13 protein-coding genes are annotated in these 15,867 nt (G+C 70.3%); 6 read left to right on the top strand and 7 right to left on the bottom strand.

The window, feature by feature from the left end:
* Positions 1–121 precede the first annotated feature (121 nt).
* Complete coding sequence (hrpA, locus tag G5C66_RS18425; RefSeq protein WP_165112397.1) at positions 122–4,015, bottom strand: ATP-dependent RNA helicase HrpA; 3,894 nt, start codon at positions 4,013–4,015, stop codon at positions 122–124.
* Between the two features lie 181 nt (positions 4,016–4,196).
* Here hrpA and G5C66_RS18420 point away from each other — a divergent pair, with 181 nt between their 5' ends.
* Positions 4,197–5,198: an alpha/beta hydrolase gene (locus tag G5C66_RS18420; protein ID WP_165112396.1), complete on the top strand. Its 1,002-nt coding sequence runs from the start codon at positions 4,197–4,199 to the stop codon at positions 5,196–5,198.
* A 203-nt stretch (positions 5,199–5,401) separates the two neighbouring features.
* Here the strand turns inward: G5C66_RS18420 and G5C66_RS18415 are convergent, their stop codons facing one another.
* Both G5C66_RS18415 and G5C66_RS18410 read right to left on the bottom strand, forming a co-directional pair.
* Positions 5,402–5,872, bottom strand: a complete 471-nt coding sequence (locus G5C66_RS18415) for a hypothetical protein (protein WP_165112395.1) — start codon at positions 5,870–5,872, stop codon at positions 5,402–5,404.
* 106 nt (positions 5,873–5,978) lie between these two features.
* On the bottom strand, positions 5,979–6,980 hold the full coding sequence (locus G5C66_RS18410; protein WP_165112394.1) for an ArsR/SmtB family transcription factor: 1,002 nt from the start codon (positions 6,978–6,980) through the stop codon (positions 5,979–5,981).
* 156 nt (positions 6,981–7,136) lie between these two features.
* Here G5C66_RS18410 and G5C66_RS18405 point away from each other — a divergent pair, with 156 nt between their 5' ends.
* The 3 genes from G5C66_RS18405 (at position 7,137) to G5C66_RS18395 (ending at position 9,349) form a co-directional block, all read left to right on the top strand.
* A complete protein-coding gene (locus G5C66_RS18405; protein ID WP_165112393.1) occupies positions 7,137–7,328 on the top strand; it encodes a hypothetical protein in 192 nt (63 codons plus the stop codon).
* A gap of 69 nt (positions 7,329–7,397) precedes the next feature.
* Positions 7,398–8,702, top strand: coding sequence for a citrate synthase (locus G5C66_RS18400; protein ID WP_165112392.1), 1,305 nt, complete (start codon positions 7,398–7,400; stop codon positions 8,700–8,702).
* Positions 8,699–9,349, top strand: coding sequence for an HAD-IA family hydrolase (locus G5C66_RS18395; RefSeq protein ID WP_165112391.1), 651 nt, complete (start codon positions 8,699–8,701; stop codon positions 9,347–9,349). Before G5C66_RS18400 ends, G5C66_RS18395 begins: the two co-directional genes overlap by 4 nt.
* On the opposite strand, the gene G5C66_RS18390 is transcribed toward G5C66_RS18395, so the two are convergent.
* Positions 9,346–10,587, bottom strand: a complete 1,242-nt coding sequence (locus G5C66_RS18390; protein ID WP_165112390.1) for an MFS transporter — start codon at positions 10,585–10,587, stop codon at positions 9,346–9,348. The genes G5C66_RS18395 and G5C66_RS18390 overlap by 4 nt on opposite strands.
* 70 nt (positions 10,588–10,657) lie before the next feature.
* Here G5C66_RS18390 and G5C66_RS18385 point away from each other — a divergent pair, with 70 nt between their 5' ends.
* Entirely contained in the window at positions 10,658–11,278 is a 621-nt protein-coding gene (locus tag G5C66_RS18385) for a MarR family winged helix-turn-helix transcriptional regulator (RefSeq protein ID WP_241248645.1), read from the top strand.
* Here the strand turns inward: G5C66_RS18385 and G5C66_RS18380 are convergent.
* Positions 11,223–11,456, bottom strand: coding sequence for a hypothetical protein (locus tag G5C66_RS18380; RefSeq protein ID WP_165112389.1), 234 nt, complete (start codon positions 11,454–11,456; stop codon positions 11,223–11,225). The genes G5C66_RS18385 and G5C66_RS18380 overlap by 56 nt on opposite strands.
* 263 nt (positions 11,457–11,719) lie before the next feature.
* Between G5C66_RS18380 and G5C66_RS18375 the strand changes: the two genes are divergently transcribed.
* Positions 11,720–12,982 (top strand): S1C family serine protease, encoded by a 1,263-nt coding sequence (locus G5C66_RS18375; RefSeq protein WP_241248644.1) that lies wholly within the window; start codon positions 11,720–11,722, stop codon positions 12,980–12,982.
* 126 nt (positions 12,983–13,108) lie between these two features.
* Here G5C66_RS18375 and G5C66_RS18370 read toward each other — a convergent pair whose 3' ends face one another.
* Both G5C66_RS18370 and G5C66_RS18365 read right to left on the bottom strand, forming a co-directional pair.
* Complete coding sequence (locus tag G5C66_RS18370; protein ID WP_165112388.1) at positions 13,109–14,131, bottom strand: GNAT family N-acetyltransferase; 1,023 nt, start codon at positions 14,129–14,131, stop codon at positions 13,109–13,111.
* The gene (locus G5C66_RS18365) at positions 14,128–15,825 is read right to left on the bottom strand and encodes an ATP-binding cassette domain-containing protein (RefSeq protein WP_165112387.1); all 1,698 of its coding nucleotides are present in this window, start codon (positions 15,823–15,825) and stop codon (positions 14,128–14,130) included. Before G5C66_RS18365 ends, G5C66_RS18370 begins: the two co-directional genes overlap by 4 nt.
* Between the last annotated feature and the right edge of the window lie 42 nt (positions 15,826–15,867).

The raw sequence follows: 15,867 nt of genomic DNA, 5'->3' as shown, positions 1-15,867 counted from the left end.
CGGCCGCCGCGGCCGTGTAACACGTCGTTCGTAGGACTGGTCGCCCTATCAGAACGACCGGATAGTCCTACGAACGACGTGTTACACCACGCCCGCACCGGCCCCGGCACCGTCCCCGAGATCAGCCGAGCAGCTTGCGGATGCGCGCGTCGGAGACCTTCTCGGCGGTGCCGAGCTGCTGGGCCCAGAGCTGGACGCGGTACTCCTCGAGCATCCACCGCACCTGCCGCAGCCGCGGCCCGGGCGGCCGGCCCTCGGCCAGCGCCTCGACCTGGTGCAGGTAGGCGTCCTGGAGCGACGCGATCCGGTCGTGGGTCGCGCGGTCGCCGCGCAGGTCGGCGTCGAGCTTGCGCCGGCGCTCGACGATCGCCTTCAGGTAGGTCGGGTAGCGCCGGATGTGCTGCGCGCCGGCGTCGGCGACGAAGCCCCGGTAGACCAGCCGCGCGAGCTGGTCCTTCATGTCGGTCAGGGCAGGGAGCTGGAACATGTCGGCCCGCCCGGAGAGCGCCTTGTCGGTCTCCCGGTACGCATCGAGCGCCCGCATCACGTCGGCGAGGACCGCACGGACGGCCGCCACCAGGTCGGCCTGGGTGCCGGCGGCGGCCAGCACCGCCTCGTACGCCTCCTCGGTCCGCGGCAGCGGACGGGCATCGACCAGCTGGCGGACGACGGCGGCGCGGCAGTCCTCGACGAGCTCGGCGGCGCTGGGGTAGGGGGAGCTGGCCAGCGCGAGCTTCTCCATGGTGGTCAGGCCGTCGACGACCTGCTTGCCGACATCCGGGAGAGCGAGGAGCAGGAGACGTACGACGCCCAGCCGGTGTCGTGCCTCGGCCTCCTCGGCCGACCCGGCGACGACGAGGCCGACCGTCGCGCCCTCGTCGGACAGGCACGGGAAGACGGTGACCTCGTGCCCGGCACGCTTCTCGGTCACGGTCTGCGCGATGTCACCGAAGACCCAGCTCGTCTCTCCGGTGCGGGTGTGACCGGCGGAGGCGGCGACCTCGGCGATCGCGGCCTTGAACTCACCCTCGAGCGGGGCCTTGAGCGCGTCGAGGTCCTTGCCCTTAGCGGTCTCCTTGCCGTCCTCACCGACGATGCGGTAGGTCGGGCGCAGGTGCTCGGGCACCTTGTCCCAGTCCCACGCCTCGCGCGGGATGTGCACGCCGGCGGTCGAGCGCGCCCAGCGCTCCAGCGCGGTCAGCAACGGCTCCTCCCCCGGCGGCGTCTCCTTCAGGAACGCCCGCGCCTTGTCGGGAGCGGGCACGAAGCTGACCCGCAGCTGTTTGGGGAGCGACCGGATCAGCGCGGTCACCAGCTCCTCGCGCAGCCCCGGCACCAGCCAGGAGAAGTCGTCCGCGCCGACCCGGTTGAGGGTCGCCACCGGCACGTCGATCGTCAGCCCGTCGTCGGCCGCGCCCGGCTCGAACTGGTAGCTCAGCGAGAACGTCAGCGGGCCAGCGTCCCACTCGGCCGGGAAGTCCGCCTCCGTCACCTCACCGGCGGCCTCGTTGGTGAGCATCGAGAGGTCGAAGGTGAGCAGGTCGGGGGTCTCGCGACGCGCGGTCTTCCACCACTGGTCGAAGTGGGCCCCGGACACGATCGACGCCGGCAGCCGGCGGTCGTAGAAGTCGAAGAGCGCGTGCTCGTCGACCACGATGTCGCGGCGGCGGGCCCGGTGCTCGAGCTCCTCGGCCTCCTCCAGGAGCTTCGCGTTGTCGCGGAGGAACCGATGGTTCGTACGCCACTCGCCATAGACCAGCGCATGCCGGATGAAGAGCTCGCGGGAGAGCTCGGGATCGATCTTGCCGTAGGCCACGGGACGGTCGGCGACCAGCGGGACGCCGTAGAGCGTCACCTTCTCGCGGGCCATCACCGAGGCGCGCCTCGTAGACCAGTGCGGCTCGGAGTAGGTGCGTTTGACCAGGTCACGGCCCAGTCGCTCGGCCCACTCGGGCTTGATCGAGGAATTTTGCCGGGCCCAGAGCCGGGAGGTCTCGACCAGCTCCGCCGACATCACGAACTGCGGGTTCTTCCGGTGCAGCGCCGAGCCGGGGAAGATCGCGAACTTCGCGCCCCGGGCTCCCTCGTACTCCCGCGGCCCCGGCCGCCGACGGTCGCGCGCAGCGGCGGCGTCGGCCTTCTTGTCCCGCTCCTCCAGCGCCCCGATGTGCGAGAGCAGACCGGAGAGCAGCGCCTGGTGGATGCCGTCGGCGTCGTAGGCCGCTCCCTCTGATTTCGGTGCGGTTTCGCCGTCGTCGTGACCGACGTCGCGGTGGCCCTTGCCGAGGTCGATCTTCATCTCCCGGCACACCTGCCGCAGCTGCGACTCCAGGTCCTGCCACTCCCGGACGCGTACGTAGTGGAGGAACTCCCGCTTGCACAGCCGCCGGAACGCGCTCGACGAGAGCTCGTGCTGCTGCTCCTTGAGGTAGCGCCACAGGTTGAGCCAGGTCAGGAAGTCGGAGGTCTCGTCCTTGAACCGGGCGTGCAGCTGGTCGGCCTGGGCCTGCTCCTTGGGGTGCTCCTGACCCGGGCGCTCGCGCGGATCCTGGAGCGAGAGCGCGGCGGCGACGACGATGACGTCGCGTACGCAGCCGAGCCGCTCGGCCTCGAGCACCATCCGCGCCAGCCGCGGGTCGATCGGCAGCCTGGCGAGCCGCCGGCCCAGCTTCGTCAGCCGCTGGCCGCGCATCGCGCCGAGCTCCTCCAGAAGCTGTACGCCGGCGGTGATGTTGCGCCGGTCGGGCGCCTCCACGAACGGGAACCGGGCGATGTCCCCCAGCCCGAGCGAGGCCATCTGGAGAATGACGCTCGCCAGGTTGGTGCGGAGGATCTCCGGGTCGGTGAACTCCGGCCGACCGAGGAAGTCCTCCTCCGAGTAGAGCCGGATCGCGATGCCCGCCTCGACCCGCCCGGTACGTCCCGACCGCTGGTTCGCCGACGCCTGCGAGATCGGCTCGATGGGCAGCCGCTGCACCTTCGTGCGTGCGGAGTAGCGGGAGATGCGGGCGACACCGGTGTCGACGACGTACTTGATCCCGGGGACCGTCAGCGAGGTCTCGGCGACGTTGGTCGCGAGGACGATCCGGCGGCCGGTGTGGGGCGAGAAGACACGGTGCTGGTCGGCCGCCGACAACCGCGAGAACAAGGGCACGATCTCGACCAGGCCGGTCGACGGGCCGCCGCGGTTCAGCCCGAGCGCATCGGCGAGGGCGTCGGCGGCATCGCGGATCTCCCGCTCGCCGGGGAGGAAGACGAGCACGTCGCCGGGCCCCTCGGCGGAGAGCTCCTTGACCGCGTCGACGATGGCCTCGGTCTGGTCGCGGACGACGACCTCGCCCTCGCCATCCTTTTCAGGCCCAGTCTCCTCGGAGAGCTCCATCAGCGGCCGGTAGCGGACCTCGACGGGGTAGGTGCGCCCGGAGACCTCGATGATCGGCGCAGGCTCTCCGGAACGCGGGTCGGCGAAGTGGGCCGCGAACCGCTCCGGGTCGATCGTCGCCGAGGTGATGATCACCTTCAGGTCCGGTCGCCGCGGGAGCAGCCGGCGCAGGTAGCCGAGCAGGAAGTCGATGTTGAGCGACCGCTCGTGGGCCTCGTCGATGATGATCGTGTCGTAGCGGCGCAGGTCGCGGTCGCGCTGCAGCTCGGCGAGCAGGATGCCGTCGGTCATCAGCTTGATCCGGCTCGCGGCCGAGGACTTGTCGGTGAACCGCACCTGATAGCCGACGAGGTCCCCGAGCTCGGTGCCGAGCTCGGAGGCGATCCGCTCCGCGACCGACCGCGCCGCGATCCGGCGCGGCTGGGTGTGCCCGATGATGCCGTTCGATCCGCGGCCCAGCTCCAGGCAGATCTTGGGCAGCTGGGTCGTCTTGCCCGACCCGGTCTCGCCGGCGACGATCACGACCTGGTGATCACGGATGGCCGCGGCGATGTCCTCGCGGCGCTGGGTGACAGGGAGCTCGGCGGGATAGGTGATCGCCACGGAGACGGCGGCAGGCTGGTCGGAGGACATGACGTCACCATTCTCCCCCGGCGTACCCCTCGACCGCACATCGGTTTCTCCTCGTCCCGCGAGGGCCCGGGCCCGCCGGATGGCGGGAGCGACCGATGTGATTCCCGCCACAGGCCAGGTTCCGTGACGCATGATGCCCGGAGGACGCTGGGTACACGCCGTTCACCGAAGGAGTGCCCCCATGACCGAGACCGCCGACCAGACCTTCTCCGACACCCCCGTCCGACCGCCGTTCGACCCCGAGCTCGTGCCGGTCCTCGAGGCGGTTCGCCAGGCGCTCCCGCCACTCTCGACCGAGACCCTGCCGCTGATGCGGCAGCAGAGCGCCGACGGCCTGCCCGGCATGGAGCCCGTGGATCTGACCGTCGGCGGCGCGGTACGGGTCGAGGAGCGCCAGGTCCCCGGCCCGGAGGGCGCCCCTGACATCACCCTGCTGATCCTGAGCCCCACCGTCGACGGCCCGCCGCGCCCGGCGGTCTACCACACCCACGGCGGCGGCATGGTGATCGGAAACCGCCGGCTCGGGGTGGAGATGTTCCTCGCACAGGTCGCGGCCGGCAACGCCGTGGTCGTCTCGGTCGAGTACCGGCTCGCCCCGGAGCATCCTGACCCGGCGCCCGTGGAGGACTGCTACGCCGGTCTGGTCTGGACGGCCAAGAACGCGGCCGAGCTCGGCGTCGATCCCGAGCGCATCCTGATCGCCGGGGCGAGCGCCGGTGGCGGCCTCGCTGCCGGCACGGCCCTGCTCGCCCGCGACCGTGCCTTCCCAAAGCTGACCCACCAGATCCTCATCTGCCCGATGCTCGACGACCGCTTCGAGACCCACAGCAGCCGCATGCTCGACGACGAGGGCGTCTGGGACCGCCAGGCCAACCTGTTCGGCTGGACCGCGCTGCTCGGCGACCGACGCGGCGGCCCCGACGTCTCCCCGTACGCCGCACCAGCACGCGCCGAGGACCTCAGCGGCCTCCCCCGCACCTACATCGACACCGGCTCGGCGGAGACGTTCCGCGACGAGACCCTGACCTATGCGCGGCGGCTCTCCGAGGCCGGGGTCAGCGTCGACCTCCACATGTGGGGCGGCGGGTTCCACGGGTTCGACCTGATGGCCGGCCACGCCGCCCTCTCGCGCGCCTCGGTCACGACCCGCGACGAGTTCATCCGCCGAGTGCTGGAGGGCTGATCCGCTGACCTCCTCACGTCCCGTCGGCGAGAGCTGAGCGCCCAGCTCGGCTACTCGCCCGCCAAGGGCGAGGGCGTCAGCGCGCCGCGGCCGCGCTGCTGCTCTGGCGCGTGGCCCACGGCACCGACCAGGAGCGCTGAGCGACGCAGGACGGGCGGTCTCGACACGAGATCGAGAACGCCCGCCGGCTCCGCCGCTGGTGGTCAGCAGACGTCGATGAAGTTGATCGGGTCCCAGTTGATGGTGCGCGGACCGTGCTTCGCAGTCGACCTCAGGTAGCGGTCACCCCAGCTCCGCTCGAAGTAGGTGTTGGTTCCGCTGGTCTGGTTGTTCTCGTACTCCGGGTACCCGGTCGAGTAGAAGGCGGACAGCGAGTGGGTCTGGCACCGGTAGAACTGGAACACCTTGTAGGTGCCCCGGGTCGGGTCCCACACGTCCACACACAGCCGGCCCGACGGGCAGTCGTAGTTCTGGACGCCGCCGTCGCGCCAGGTGGTGACCTCGGCCGCCGGCGAGACCGACGGGGACACAGCGGCCGCGACGACGCCCTCACGAGCGTCGCCACCGGACTTCGCGGACGGGTCGGTGCCTCCGCCGGTCGCCGCCACGGCACCGGAGGAGATGCTGGTGACCGCCAGCGTGAGTGCTGCCACGGCCAGGATGCGCTTGAGCATGACGATTCCTTTCAGAGAGAGTGCCTCCGTTGGGAGGAATGACGCTCCGAGAGTCCGGCCGCCGGCCGTCTCCGCGAAACCTATTTGGCCAGGGCCGAAACAGGTATCAGGACGCCGTCGCGCCGCTCAGCACCTGCACCCCGAGCCTGGTGATCTCGTGCCGGACCGAGGTGCCCTCGCGGCGGGTGGTGAGGAGTCCGCCTTCGCGCAGGATTCTCGCCTGCTCGCTGGCCGAGCCGACAGAGATCTGGCACCGGCGCGCCAGCTCGCCGGTCGAGCAACCGGTGCGGACCGCACCGAGGACCGCGGCCCGGGTGCGCCCCAGCATGGCGATCAGCCGCCGGTCAGGCGCCGCTCCCGACCCCGCCGCTCCCGACCCGGCCGGAGCCGCCAGCCCGGTGGCGGGCTTGGCGGTGGGATAGACCAGCATCGGCTCCGGCCCGGGGTCACACAGCTTGATCGGGGTGTCGGGCTCGCAGAAGTAGGACGGCTGGAGCAGGAGGCCACGGCCCTCGAGAAGCACCTCGGCGTCGACGTAGTTCTCGATCTCCAGCACCGGTGCGCGCCACCGGCACCCGGGAAGGCTCGACAGCATCGCCTCGACACCGCCGTCGGCCATCTGCCTGGCGCGCAGGTGCCGGTCCTCGGCGACCAGGTCCGACAGCGACGACCACAGCGGCGCGACCGCTCCCTCGTGGTAGATCGCCACGGCCCGCCCCAACGTACGAAGCGCCGAGACCTCGGCGCCACGGACGGCCTCGAGCCACGGGGTCAGCCGGCGCTGGCGCGCCATGGCGGCGACCTGCGCGGAGATGACCGCCTTGGGCGTACGCAGCGCGAGCTCCATCCCCTCGCCGAAGCCGTGGGCGCCGCCCGACGGCGTCAAGAAGTCCGGCGAGATCCCGAGCGGCGGCGCGATCTCTGCCAGCGGACGCACCACGTCTCGTGGCAGTGCGCTCATGGTCTGCCGACGCCAGGCGGCCAGCTCGACGGTCCGCCCGCGTGTCTGGAGGGCGTGCATGCTGAGCTGCACCTCCCAGAGCGCATCGGGCCCGTCGGCGATCCTGACCCGCGCGAGATCGTCGTAGGTGAAGTGAATCCGCAGCATCGCGTCCCCCGACCATGATGGCGACTCCAGCCGTCTCCGCGACTGTCGTCAGACCATGCTGCGCGCTCGGCCTCACAGACTTCTGACAGAAATCTGCCAGGACCCGCACCGGGCCGCGGTCGCTTCCCTTGGCCCGGGCACCTAGATTATGTCCCCATGACCGGGGAGCCGAGCGAGACCGAGGTCCAGGACGCGCTGCGTGCGCTCCGCGGAGAGGACGACGCCCTCAACGAGCGGTCGGTGCAGACCGTCCGCGACCTTCATCGGCTGCGCGACGCGCTGACCCGGTTCGGCGATGACGAGCCGTCCGGCGACACCCAACCGGCGCGGAACAGATTCCGACTCTGAGTCGAAATAGGCCAATGGGTGGGACGCCGAGTTACGTAGCCGATTTCAAGAGGGTTACCGTTGCTGATCGTGACCGAATCTCTAACAGTGCGTGACAACCGCACCGGGGTGGAGTACGACATCCCGATCACCGACGGCACCATCCGCGCCGCCGACCTGGGGAAGATCAAGGCCGCCGACCCGGCTACCAACGAAGAAGGTCCCGGCCTGGCCGTCTACGACCCCGGCTTCGTCAACACCGCTTCGTGCCGATCTTCCGTCACCTACATCGACGGTGACAAGGGGATCCTCGAGTATCGCGGCTATCCCATCGAGCAGCTCGCGGAGCACTCCAACTTCCTCGAGGTCTCCTACCTCCTGGTCCACGGCGCACTGCCGACCAAGGAGGAGTACGACGCGTGGGTGCACGAGATCACCTACCACACGTTCGTGCACGAGAACATCAAGGAGTTCATGCAGGGCTTCCGCTATGACGCTCACCCGATGGGCATGCTCATGGCGTCGGTCGGTGCGATGTCGACGTTCTACCCGGACGCCGCCAACATCTCCGACCCCGACAACCGCCGCCTGCAGATCATCCGCCTGATCGCCAAGATGCCGACGCTCGGCGCCTGGGCGTTCCGCCACGCGCAGGGCAAGCCGTACGTCTACCCGGACAACGACCTGTCCTACACCGGCAACTTCCTCTCCATGCTCTTCAAGATGAGCGAGTCGAAGTACGCGCCGGACGAGCGCATCGAGAAGGCGCTCGACACCCTCTTCATCCTGCACGCCGACCACGAGCAGAACGCCTCCGCCAACGCGGTCCGCAGCGTCGGCTCGACCCAGGTCGACCCCTACTCCTCGGTGGCCGCCGGCGTCGGCGCGCTCTTCGGCCCGCTCCACGGCGGCGCCAACGAGGCCGTGCTCCGGATGTTGCGCCGCATCGGCAAGGTCGAGAACATCCCCGCCTTCATCGAGGGCGTCAAGGCCGGCAACGAGCGGCTGATGGGCTTCGGCCACCGGGTCTACAAGAACTACGACCCGCGGGCAAAGCTGATCAAGCAGCAGGCCTACAACGTGTTCGAGGTGACCGGCACCAACCCGCTCCTCGACATCGCCCAGGAGCTGGAGAAGATCGCGCTGGAGGACGAGTACTTCGTCAAGCGCAAGCTCTACCCCAACGTCGACTTCTACTCCGGTCTCATCTACGAGGCCCTGGAGTTCCCGCCGGAGATGTTCACCGTGCTGTTCGCCATCGGGCGTACGCCGGGCTGGCTCTCCCAGTGGCTGGAGCTCGTCCAGGACAAGGAGCAGAAGATCGCCCGTCCGAAGCAGATCTACACCGGCGAGCGCGGCCTCGAGTTCGTGCCGCGCGATGTCCGTTGGGCGTGACGGTTCCCGACACGCAGACCCCGTCCACCACGCCCGTGGTGGACGGGGTCGTGTGGGATTTCGGGAATGTGCTGATCCGCTGGGACCCGCTCCCGGCGATCGCCGCCGGCATCGGTGACGCCGACGCCCGCGCGTTCCTGGAGTCCTACGACTTCGGCTCGTGGAACTACGCCCAGGACGCCGGCCGCACCTGGGCCCAGGCGCTCACGGTGCTCGAGCAGGAGGCGCCCGAGTGGATCGCGGCGGGGGCCGCGTACGTCGACAACTTCCCGCTCTCGCTCCTCGGTCCGGTCCCCGGCACCCATGAGCTGGTCCGCGAGCTCGCGGCCGTCGGGTTGCCGCAGCTGGGCCTGACCAACTGGTCGGCCGAGCTCTATCCGCATGCTCCGGCGACGTACGACGTGATCGAGCTGCTCCGCGACGTCGTCGTCTCCGGTGAGGTACGCCTGGCGAAGCCCGACCCGGCGATCTACCGCCTCGTCGCCGAGCGCGCCGGAATCCCGCTGGAGCGGCTGGCGTTCATCGACGACAGCGCGGCCAACGTGGCCGCCGCTGCGGCTCTCGGCATGCAGGCGATCCAGTTCACCGGGGCCGAGCAGCTCCGCCAGGACCTGGTCGCGCTCGGTCTCCCGGTCACGGCGCTCTAGACGACGCCCTGCTCGGGCGCGCGCTCGAGGCGGCGTACGCCCGCGAAGGAGATCGACAGCAGGGCGCTGCCGGAGATCACCGCGGCGACCACGAGCAGCCAGGTGTCGAAGCCCACCGCGACCGCGACCGGGCCGACGAGTGCGAGCCCGACGGGGCGGGCGACGAACGAGCCCACGATGTCGAACGAGTAGACCCGGGAGAGCTTCTCCTCGGGGATCTCCTGCTGGATCGCGATCTGCCAGAAGACGTCGAAGACCTGCAGCCCGAACCCGTGCAGGAAGGCGCCGAGCAGGATCGGCCAGAGCGTGTCGGAGACCGCCATCGAGATCGGGAAGAGGCCGGTCATCGCGAGGAAGTAGACGCCCACGGCGAGCAGCCGGCGCGGGCGGAAGCGCAGGCAGAAGAGACCGCCGACGAAGAAGCCAGCCATCAGGGCGGCGAGCGCGAAGCCCCACGACGCCCGGCCGATGCCCTCGCCGACCACGATCGGGCCGAGCACGCTGTGGGCACCCGACCAGAACAGGTGGTAGAGCAGCGCCTGCAGGATCAGGAACCACAGCCACGAGTGCCGCACCACCTCGCGGAAGCCCTCGCCCAGGTCGGCGAGCATCGAGGCCTTGCGCGGCTCCCGCTCGTGCGGCACCCGCATGCCGGAGTAGGCGATCGCGGCGATGACGAAGGTGACCGCGTCGATCGTGATCGCCCACCCCGGCCCGACGGCCGCGACGAGCACGCCACCGAGGGCGTAGCCGATGGTCGCGGCGGTGGTCTGGAGCAGCGACCGGACGGAGACGGCGGCGCCGAGATCCTCGTCGGGCACGACGACCTTGGTCATCGCCATCGCCGAGGGCTGGTTGAGCGCCGCCACGATGCCGGCCAGGCCACCCATCACCGCGATCGACGGGATCGTCGCGACGTCGAGGATCACCGTCGCGGCCAGCGCCCCGATCACGACGGCGCTGATCGCGGCCGTGCCCTCCATCATCACCTTGCGCGAGACGCGGTCGCCGAGGACGCCCCCGGCCAGCGTGGTCAGCACCTGGCAGGCCGCGAAGACGGCCTCGACCAGGCCGAGCTGGGTCGCTGTGCCACCCAGGTCGAGCACCGCGAAGGCGAGCGCGACCGGGGTGATCGCGTTGCCCAGCGACGAGGACGCCGTGCCCGTGACGAGCCGGCGGAAGTTGCGGTGCCTCAGCGGCGCGGGGCGCTTGGCCGGCGGCTCGGCGGTCACAGTCATGCCGCCAAGGTACTTCGCCAGCGAACTATTCGCCATCGAATTATCAATCACCGAAAGGTAGGCTCGGCCCATGGCAGACACGGAGGACCGAGCCGACCGTCATGTGGCCCGGTGGCGCGACCACTGGCTCGACATCGACTTCGACGACGAGATCGAGGCGATCACGGTGCGGATCGGCTCCATCTCGAAGTTCTTCGACGATGCCCGTGCGGCGGCGGCGAGCGAGGTCGGCCTGGCCGACTTCGAGTACAAGACGCTCCACATGCTGATGATCCGCGACACCCCCGGCCACGCCTCCCCCACGGCTCTCGCGAAGGACCTCGACATCAGCCCGGCCGGGATGACGGGCCGGCTCGACAGCATGGAGAAGGCTGGGTGGGTGCGGCGTACGGCATCGGTGGAGGACCGCCGCAAGATCAGCGTCGAGGCGACGAAGGCCGGGATCGAGATCTGGCGGCGGGCGATGGATCTGCGCGGCGAGGCCGAGACCAGGCTGCTGCAGACGCTGAGCCCGGAGCGGCGTACGGAGCTCGCGGCGCTCCTCAAGGAGGTGACGCTGCGGATCGAGGCCGAACAGGCCGCTGCCCCGGGGCACCATGGGCGTCCCGGGGCAGCGGAGGAGTCATACGACGGGCTCAGTGGCCCTTCTGCGACGAGTCCGCGAGCGCGACGATCGCTGCGGCGGCCTTGAAGTACTTGTTCGTACCGAGGTCACGGACGGTCTTGATACCGAAGGCCGCGAGCAGGGCCTCCTCGTCCGCCTTGCTGATCCCGGCGATCGCCTCGATCGGGGCGTCGGCGAGCTCGACGAGGTCGTGCTCCTCGTAGGCCTTGAGCAGAAGTTTGTCCAGGTTCGCGCTGACCGGCATTGCCTTACTCCTTCGTGGATGTGACTGAAACCGTGCGCCAGCACCATAGGTCCGGAGCTCGCCACCGGCCCGGACCCACACGCCGGACCACCAGATGTTCAGCAACTGCGCGGATCTGCGTACGCTTCCACCCGCCGAGAAGATGGCCGATCAGCTCCGCGAGCGCCGGGAGCGCCTGGGGTCTCCGGCACCTGAGGCTTCTCTTCGTGACCCCATAGCCCCGTCTCAGCCGGTTCACAGGGACGCTGGCCAGACTCGAAGACATGACCGAACTCCCTCCTCAGCAGCCGAGTGGGACCCCGCCGCAGTGGACTCCCCCGGCCCCTCCTGCCGGATCCACCCAGCCTCCCGCCGGCCCGTTCGCGGCCCCGCCGGCCCAGACCTCCGTCATGCCGTCCGTGCCGGCGACGCCTGGCAAGAAGCGCTCGGGCCGCGCCGGTCTCGTCGCTGCGGTCCTCGCCGGTGCACTGGTCGCCGGCGGCACCGCTGGCGTCGGGGGCGCGGCGATCTACGACGCCCTCAACGGTGACGGCATGGGCGGCGGCGCGAACACGCCGGCCACCTCCCAGGTCGTCGACGCCAAAGCCCCCGAAGGCAGCATCGAGAAGGTCTCGGCCAAGGTCCTCCCCTCGGTGGTGAAGATCGAGGTCACCTCCCAGCAGGGCTCCGGCTCGGGCTCCGGCGTCGTCATCTCCTCCGACGGCACGATCCTGACCAACAACCACGTCGTCGAGCTGGCCGCCAACGGCGGCACCGTGACGGTCGACTTCAACGACGGCACGTCGGCCCCCGCCGAGGTCCTCGGCACCGACCCGCTCACCGACACCGCCGTGATCAAGGCCAAGGGCGTCTCCGACCTGACCCCGATCACCTTCGGCAAGTCGTCGAACCTGACCGTCGGCCAGAGCGTCGTGGCGATCGGCTCCCCGTTCGGCCTCGACTCCACGGTGACCACCGGCATCGTGAGCGCGCTCGACCGCCCGGTCAACGTCGGCGTGGACCAGAACGGCGCGGCGACGGTCTACCCGGCGGTGCAGACCGACGCGGCGATCAACCCCGGCAACTCGGGCGGGGCGCTCGTCGATCTCAACGGCAACCTCGTCGGCATCAACGCCTCGATCCGCTCCGGCGGCGGCGCGACCAGCGAGGACGCGGGCTCGATCGGCATCGGCTTCGCGATCCCGATCGATGAGATCCGCCCGATCGTCGAGCAGCTCGAGAAGGGCGAGCAGGCCACCCACGCACAGTTCGGCATCTCGGTCTCGGACGCACCCGCGGCCCAGAACGGCCAGAACTCGGTCACCGGGGCCATGGTCCAGGAGGTCAGCCCGGGCAGCACCGCCGAGAAGGCGGGCCTCGAGAAGGGCGACATCATCACCAAGGTCGACGACCACATCATCACCGGATCGGACTCCCTCGTGGCGACCGTCCGCTCCTACCGCCCGAACGACGAGGTCGAGGTGACCTGGACCCGCAACGGCGAGGAGCACACCGAGACGGTGACCCTGGACTCCGACGCCGGCTGATCTCCCGATCTCCCCGCAAGACGCAGGGATCCGCAGGGGTCTCAGCGCCGCGGGGTGCCACCATCCGAGCGCCTCATGCCCGACTCTGACCGGGTATGAGGCGCTCGTGCGCTGTGCCGATGCAGGTCAGGAGAGCTGCTTCTGGATGCTGCACAGCCACTCGACCGGCTCGAAGCCCATGGCCTCGTTGACCTGGATCATGTGGCTGTTGACCTCGGCGTTGTAGGTCCCCAGCGTCGGCACCTCCGGCCGCTCGGACTGGAGCAGCCTGAGGTTGGCGACCTTCACCGCCAGCCCGAGCCGGTGACCGCGGTGGGCCGCCTCGACCAGGGTGCCCCACTGGTAGCTCTTGCCGTCCTGGCTCGAGTAGCCGATCACCGTGTAGGCCACCACCTTGCCGTCGGCGTCCAGCGCCACCGAGTGGTAGAGGGTCCGCTTCTGGGCGGCCACCAGCTCCTCCATCTCGCGCACCTTCGCCACGTCGGGCTCGGGCGCCTCGAGGTCCAGGTCGCCGGTGGGCGCCTCGGTCTCCAGGCTGGCGTCGAGCACCGCCCAGCTCTCGACGATGTCGTCGGGCACCCGGCCGACCCAGGACCGCAGCGTGTAGTCGCCGTGCCGCTCGGCTGCCTGCGCCGCCAGCCGGTCGAGGACGTCGTCGGGCACCGGCAGCCTGAGCAGGCGGCGTACCTCCACCAGGGCTGGCGCATAGCCCCGCGCGACGCCGAAGTCGCGCCCCGGCGAGCCCTCACCGCCGGAGCCGAGCGACCAGGGCCACCAGATCTCACCGGTCAGCGACGTACGTCCCTGCGCGCGGGCCTCCGCCTCGACATGGTCCAGCAGAGCAGTGCCGTGGCCCCGCCTCCGGTGGGCCGGCAGCACGGCCACGATGATCGTGGCCCGGTGGAGGTTGTCGAGCAGCGGCATGGCCACCCAGCCGGCGGCCACCGTCGTGTCGCCGACCCGGCCGACGTAGGCCCGCCGGTCGGTCTTCTCGGTCTGCTGCTGCAGCTCGACGCGCTGCTCCTCACGTGCCCACAGATCCGCGTCGGGGCCGCGTACGTCGAGCCACGCCGCGGTCATCACGTCGTACCACGCGTCGAAGGCGCCGTCGTCGAACGGGTCGACGCGCTCGATCACCAGCTCACTCATCGTGACCTCTCCACTCTGCTCTCGTCCCAGACCGGCTCCGGGGACTCGTAGACCTCGCCGTTGGCGCCATAGACCAGGAACCGGTCGAAGCCGCGGGCGAACCAGCGGTCGTGGGTGACCGCGATGACGGTGCCCTCGAAGGACTCCAGCCCGGCCTCGAGGGCCTCGGCCGACTGCACGTCCAGGTTGTCGGTCGGCTCGTCGAGCAGCAGCAGCGTGGCGCCGCTCAGCTCCAGCAGAAGGATCTGAAAGCGCGCCTGCTGGCCGCCCGAGAGCGAGTCGAAGGTCTGCTCGGCGGCGTGCGCGAGCTCGTAGCGGTCGAGCACCCGGGAGGCGGCCTCCCGGCCCATCCCGGCCCGCCCTCGCCCGTCGGGCGTGACCTCGCCGCGGTGCAGGATGTCGAGCAGCGTACGTCCCACCAGCTCCGGATGGGCATGGGTCTGCACGAACCAGCCCGGCCGCACGCGGGCACCGAGCTTGGCTTTGCCACGGTGACGGACCGGCTCGATGGGGGTGTCCTCGACGGGGCGGTGCTCCACATCCGGGTCGGTGCCACCGCGGGCCAGCAGCCGCAGGAAGTGGGACTTGCCCGAGCCGTTGGAGCCCAGCACCGCGACCCGCTCGCCGTACCAGACCTCCAGGTCGAACGGACGCATCAGCCCGGTGAGCTCGAGCGACTCGCAGACCACCGCGCGCTTGCCGGTGCGCCCGCCGCGCAGCCGCATCTGTACCGCCTGCTCCCGCGGCTGCTCGACGGGCGGGCCGGCCTCCTCGAACTTCCGGAGCCGGGTCTGGGCCGCCTTGTACTGGCTGGCCATCCCGTCGTTGTACTCCGACTTGATCTTCAGTCGCAGGACCAGCGCCTTGATCTTGGCGTGCTCCTCGTCCCAACGGCGGCGCAGCTCCTCGAACCGCAGGAACCGGTCCTTGCGGGCCTCGTGATAGGAGGCGAAGCCGCCAGGGTGCGTCCACGTGGTGTTGCCGGCACCGGACGCGCCGAGCGCGACGGTGACCACTCTGGTCGCGGTGTTGCCCAGCAGCTCACGGTCGTGGCTGACGTACAGGATGGTCTTCGGGGACTCCCGGATCCGCTCCTCGAGCCACATCTTTCCCGGCACGTCGAGGAAGTTGTCGGGCTCGTCGAGCAGGAGGACCTCGTCGGGGCCGCGGAGCAGATACTCCAGGACCAGGCGCTTCTGCTCGCCGCCGGAGAGGGTGTCCAGCGAGCGGTAGCGGGCACGGTCGTAGGGCACCCCGAGCCCAGCCGTGGTGCACACGTCCCAGACGACCTCGAGGTCGTAGCCGCCGGCGTCGGCGTACTCGGCCAGCGCCGTCGCATAACGCATCTGCAGCGGTTCGTCCTCCGACGACATCAGCTCCAGCTCGCACGCCTCCACCGCCGCGGCGGCCTCGCGCACGCGCGCGGGCGCCACCGAAAGAAGGAGCTCACCCACCGTCGACGACCCGCGACCGACCATCTGCCGCATCACGCCGAGACCGCCCGAGCGCACCACGGATCCGGCGGTCGGCGTCAGCTCCCCGGTGACGATCCGCAGCAGCGTCGTCTTGCCGGCGCCGTTGGCGCCGACCAGCGCGACCTTCGCGCCCTCACCCACCCGGAAGGAGACGTCATCGAGCAGCACTCGCCCGTCAGGCAGCTGGAATCGCACTCCAGCAACATCCACATGTCCCACAGCCGACCAGTCTGGCACCCGTGTCGAATGGTTATTCCCGGT

The sequence above is a fragment of the Nocardioides turkmenicus genome, assembly GCF_011045035.1.
Taxonomy (GTDB): Bacteria; Actinomycetota; Actinomycetes; order Propionibacteriales; family Nocardioidaceae; genus Nocardioides; species Nocardioides turkmenicus.
This window is presented reverse-complemented; position numbering and strand designations above follow the sequence as displayed.

Coding starts and splice junctions, on each gene's coding strand:
- hrpA (WP_165112397.1), bottom strand. CDS start 4,015: ATGTCCTCCGACCAGCCTGCCGCCGTCTCCGTGGCGATCACCTATCCC.
- G5C66_RS18420 (WP_165112396.1), top strand. CDS start 4,197: ATGACCGAGACCGCCGACCAGACCTTCTCCGACACCCCCGTCCGACCG.
- G5C66_RS18415 (WP_165112395.1), bottom strand. CDS start 5,872: ATGCTCAAGCGCATCCTGGCCGTGGCAGCACTCACGCTGGCGGTCACC.
- G5C66_RS18410 (WP_165112394.1), bottom strand. CDS start 6,980: ATGCTGCGGATTCACTTCACCTACGACGATCTCGCGCGGGTCAGGATC.
- G5C66_RS18405 (WP_165112393.1), top strand. CDS start 7,137: ATGACCGGGGAGCCGAGCGAGACCGAGGTCCAGGACGCGCTGCGTGCG.
- G5C66_RS18390 (WP_165112390.1), bottom strand. CDS start 10,587: ATGACTGTGACCGCCGAGCCGCCGGCCAAGCGCCCCGCGCCGCTGAGG.
- G5C66_RS18385 (WP_241248645.1), top strand. CDS start 10,658: ATGGCAGACACGGAGGACCGAGCCGACCGTCATGTGGCCCGGTGGCGC.
- G5C66_RS18380 (WP_165112389.1), bottom strand. CDS start 11,456: ATGCCGGTCAGCGCGAACCTGGACAAACTTCTGCTCAAGGCCTACGAG.
- G5C66_RS18375 (WP_241248644.1), top strand. CDS start 11,720: ATGACCGAACTCCCTCCTCAGCAGCCGAGTGGGACCCCGCCGCAGTGG.
- G5C66_RS18370 (WP_165112388.1), bottom strand. CDS start 14,131: ATGAGTGAGCTGGTGATCGAGCGCGTCGACCCGTTCGACGACGGCGCC.